The organism is Nonomuraea insulae, assembly GCF_042656245.1.
The window spans coordinates 1-4,003 of the sequence record NZ_JBHSPA010000136.1 but is presented as its reverse complement, the minus strand read 5'-3'; the positions used below and the strand labels follow the sequence as shown (position 1 = coordinate 4,003).

3 protein-coding genes are annotated in these 4,003 nt (G+C 67.4%); 1 reads left to right on the top strand and 2 read right to left on the bottom strand.

The features are described from left to right. Positions 1-688 (top strand): lysylphosphatidylglycerol synthase transmembrane domain-containing protein (locus ACFPZ3_RS68975; RefSeq protein ID WP_379525147.1); only part of this gene is annotated, 688 nt, incomplete at its 5' end. Here ACFPZ3_RS68975 and mgrA read toward each other — a convergent pair. Together mgrA and ACFPZ3_RS68965 are read right to left on the bottom strand one after the other, a co-directional pair. After that, the gene (gene mgrA, locus ACFPZ3_RS68970) at positions 657-1,655 is read right to left on the bottom strand and encodes an L-glyceraldehyde 3-phosphate reductase (protein WP_379525146.1); all 999 of its coding nucleotides are present in this window, start codon (positions 1,653-1,655) and stop codon (positions 657-659) included. The two genes, ACFPZ3_RS68975 and mgrA, sit on opposite strands and share 32 nt — an antisense overlap. Beyond that, complete coding sequence (locus ACFPZ3_RS68965) at positions 1,652-3,742, bottom strand: S9 family peptidase (protein WP_379525145.1); 2,091 nt, start codon at positions 3,740-3,742, stop codon at positions 1,652-1,654. The genes mgrA and ACFPZ3_RS68965 overlap by 4 nt, the downstream gene beginning before the upstream one ends. Between the last annotated feature and the right edge of the window lie 261 nt (positions 3,743-4,003).

The following is a 4,003-nucleotide window of genomic DNA, read 5'->3' as shown; positions in this document are numbered from 1 at the left end:
CGCGCTCGCCGTACGCGCTGCTGGGCGGTCTGCGGTCGGCGGCGTCGCGATCAACACCCGCTACCTGCAGAAACGCGGCATCTCACCGGCCAGCGCGGTGGCCAGCGTGGGCGCCTCACAGCTCATCATGCTGGTCTTCCACATCATGCTGCTGGCGCTGTTCGCCTACATCACCGGCTCCACCACGCCCACCTCGTTCACGCCGTCGCGCGGGCTCGTCCTGGTGCTGCTCGGGGTCGCGGTGCTGGTCGTGGCGGTGCTCGGCGTGCCGCCGCTGCGCCGCCTGGTGACCTCGCGGCTGCGCAAGCTGTTCTCGAACGTGCTGCCGCGGCTGCTCGACGTGCTCCAGTCGCCGCGCAAGATGGTCGAGGCGTGCGTGGGCACACTCATGATCACGATCGCGTTCGTGGTGTGCCTCGACGCCTGTGTGGCCGCGTTCGGCGGCGAGCTCAGCTTCACCGCCGTCGCGGTCGTCTTCCTCACGGCCAACGCGATCGGCTCCGCCGCGCCCACACCCGGAGGTCTGGGCGCGGTCGAAGTCGCACTCGTGGGCGGCCTGACGGTGGCGGGCCTGCCCGCCGAACTGGCCACCTCGGCCGTGCTGCTGCACCGGCTGCTCACGTTCTGGCTGCCGGTGCTGCCGGGCTGGGCCTCCTTCACCTACCTGCAGCGGCACGAGTCCCTATGATCTTGTCGATCTCCTGCAATTCGTCCTGCGTGAACTCCGGGCCGTCCACGCAGGCCACGTTGTCCTCCAGCTGCCTGACACTGCTGGCGCCGATCAGCACGCTCGTCACCCGCGAATCCCTCAGCGTCCACGACAGCGCCATCTGAGCCAGCGTCTGCCCCCTGGTCCTGGCGAGCTCGTTGAGGCCACGGGCCAGGTCCCGGTCGATCGCGTCGGCGTTGAGGAACCTGCTGGTGGCCGCCCGCGAGTCGGTCGGCACCCCGTCGAGGTAGCGGTCGGTCAGCAGCCCCTGCGCCAGCGGCGAGTACACGATGCAGCCCATCCCCGCCTCCTCCACGGCGTCCAGCAGCCCGTCCTCGATCCACCGGTTGATCATGGAGTAGGACGGCTGGTGGATGAGCAGCGGGGTGCCCAGCTCACGCATGATCCGCGCGGCCTGGGCGGTCTGCTCGGCCGAGTAGTTGGAGATGCCCGCGTACAACGCCTTGCCCGAGCGCACCGCCCGGTCCAGCGCGCCCATGGTCTCCTCCAGCGGCGTCTCAGGGTCGGGACGGTGGCTGTAGAAGATGTCCACGTAGTCGAGGCCCATGCGCCGCAGCGACTGGTCGAGGCTGGCCAGCACGTATTTCCGCGAACCCCACTCGCCGTACGGGCCGGGCCACATGTCGTAGCCGGCCTTGGAGGAGATGATCAGCTCATCCCGGTACGGGACGAAGTCGTCGCGGAAAATCCTGCCGAAGTTCTCCTCCGCCGACCCGTACGGCACCCCGTAGTTGTTGGCCAGGTCGAAATGCGTCACCCCGAGGTCGAACGCCCGCCGCAGGATCGCCCGCGAGCCGTCGATCGGCCGGTTGTCGCCGAAGTTGTGCCACAACCCCAGCGAGACCGCCGGCAACTTGAGCCCGCTGCGCCCGCTGCGGTTGTACGGCTGACGCTCGTAGCGTCCTTCATCGGCCTGATATGTCATGACGTGCCTTTCTCAATGATCCAGGACAGCGCGAACGCCTCTTCCCGCCACGCGTCGTAACGTCCGCTGCGTCCGCCGTGCCCCGCGCCCATTTCCGTCTTCAGCAGGAACGGCCCGCCGCTCGCGATCGCCCTGAGCCGGGCGATCCACTTCGCCGGCTCGTGGTACAGCACGCGCGTGTCGTTCAGGCTCGTGATCGCCAGAATCGGCGGGTACGGCCTGCCGTCCACGTTCTCGTACGGTGTGTACCCCTTCATGTAGGCGTACACGTCGGCATTATGCAGCGGGTCGCCCCACTCGTCCCATTCGATCACGGTCAGCGGGAGCGATGGGTCGAGGATCGTGTTCAACGCGTCCACGAACGGCACCTCGGCCACCACGCCCGCGAACTGCTCCGGCGCCAGGTTCGTCACCGCGCCCATCAGCAGCCCGCCCGCCGAGCCGCCCCTGGCGATGATCCGCTCGCTCCAGCCGGTCGCCTTCATGTGCCTGGCCGCGTCCACGAAGTCGGTGAAGGTGTTGCGCTTCCTGGTGAGCTTGCCCTCCTCGTACCAGCGGCGGCCCATCTCACCGCCGCCCCGCACGTGCGCGACCGCGAAGACGAACCCGCGATCGAGCAGCGACAACCTCGCGACGGAGAAACCGGGGTCGATGGAGGTCTCGTAGCTGCCGTACCCGTACAGGACCATCGGGGCGGGTCTGCCGGTGTCCTTGCGCTTGACGATGGAGATGGGGATCTTCGTGCCGTCCTCGGCCGTGGCCCACTCGCGGAACTGCTCGTAGTCGTCCGCGTCGTAGCCGCCCAGCACGGGCCGCTGCTTGAGCAGGATCAGCTCGTGGGTGTCCAGCTCGTAGTCGTACACGCTCGGCGGGGTCACCATGCTCGTGTACGCCAGCCGCAGCCGCGTCGTCGTGAACTCGGGGTTGCCGGCGGGGCCGACGTCGTACAGGGGCTCGGGGAAGTCGATCTCGTACGCGTTCCGCTCCGACGCCTCGACCCGCTCGCGCCAGGTCTCCCCGGCCGCGCCGTACGGGAGCACGCGCAGCCCGGTCAGCCCGTCACGGCGGAAGTGCACCACGGCGTGGTCGGAGAACGCGTCGATCTCCAGGAGCCTGGTGTCCTCGCGGTGCCGGATCAGCGGCGTCCACGTGCCGGGGTCGTCGAGCGGGGCGGTGGCCAGCTCGAAGTTCTCGGCGTTCTCGTTGTGGAGCACGTAGAAGAAGTCGCCCGCGTGCTCGACGCCGTACTCGACACCGGTCGTCCTGGGACGGACGATCGTGAACTCACCGGTGGGGTCGGTGGCATCGAGGATCCGCACCTCGCTGGTGATCTTGCTTCCGGCGCCCAGCAGCAGGTACTTCTCGCTGCGGGTCAGCCCGATGCCCACCCAGTAACGCTCGTCGCTCTCCTCGTAGACCAGCACGTCCTCCTGGGTGCCCAGGGTGTGCCGGTAAACCTGGTACGGGCGCCAGGCATCGTCGACGCGCGTGTAGAAGAACGTCGAGCCGTCGGCCGACCAGGAGCCACCGTAGAAGATGTCGGCGATCTCGTCGGCGAGGATCTCGCCCGTCTCGAGGTTCTTGAACTTGAGCGTGAACCGCTCGTCGCCCTTGTAGTCGGTCGAGAACGCCAGCATCGTGCCGTCGGGGGTGACGGCGCTGGTGCCGACCGAGAAGAACGGGCTGTCGCCGGCGAGCTCGTTGCCGTCGAGGATCACCTGTTCGCGGTCGAGCCGCACGCCCGGGGTGATCACCGGGGGCGTGTCGCCGTCCGCGGGGACCCGGCAGGAGACCGCGTACTGCTTGCCTTCCTCGGTGCGGGTGAAGTACCACCACGCGCCCTTGCGGCCGGGCACCGACAGGTCGGTTTCCTGGGTGCGGCCCTTGATCTCTTGGAACACCTGTTCTTGGAGGTCGGAGAGGTGAGCTGTCTCCTGTTTGAGAAAGTCGTTCTCCGCCTCCAGATAGGCGGTGGTGTCTGGATCTTCCTTGTTGCTCAGCCAGGCGTACTCGTCGATGACGGTGTCGCCGTGATGGGTGCGCTCCGTAGGGATCTTCTTCGCCACTGGCGGCGTGTTGCTGCTCACGTGGGGAGTCTATGTTCGGCCGTGATCGTTCTGTTGCCGGAGAACGCGCGGAACCGGCCCGAGGGGTCAGGAGCGCTGCTAATCTTTAGAAGCCGACGAGGTGCGGCGCAACCCTCCTTCTTCACTCTGGTGACTTTGGTGTGGGTGTGTCGGGCTTGTCGGTAATCCCTTCTGGCTCGCCGGTTCGGAGATCCGTTCGCTGAACGGTCTGAGGGCTGGTAAGTTAGAGGGGTTGTCTCCGAAAGGGGACAGGGATTAATT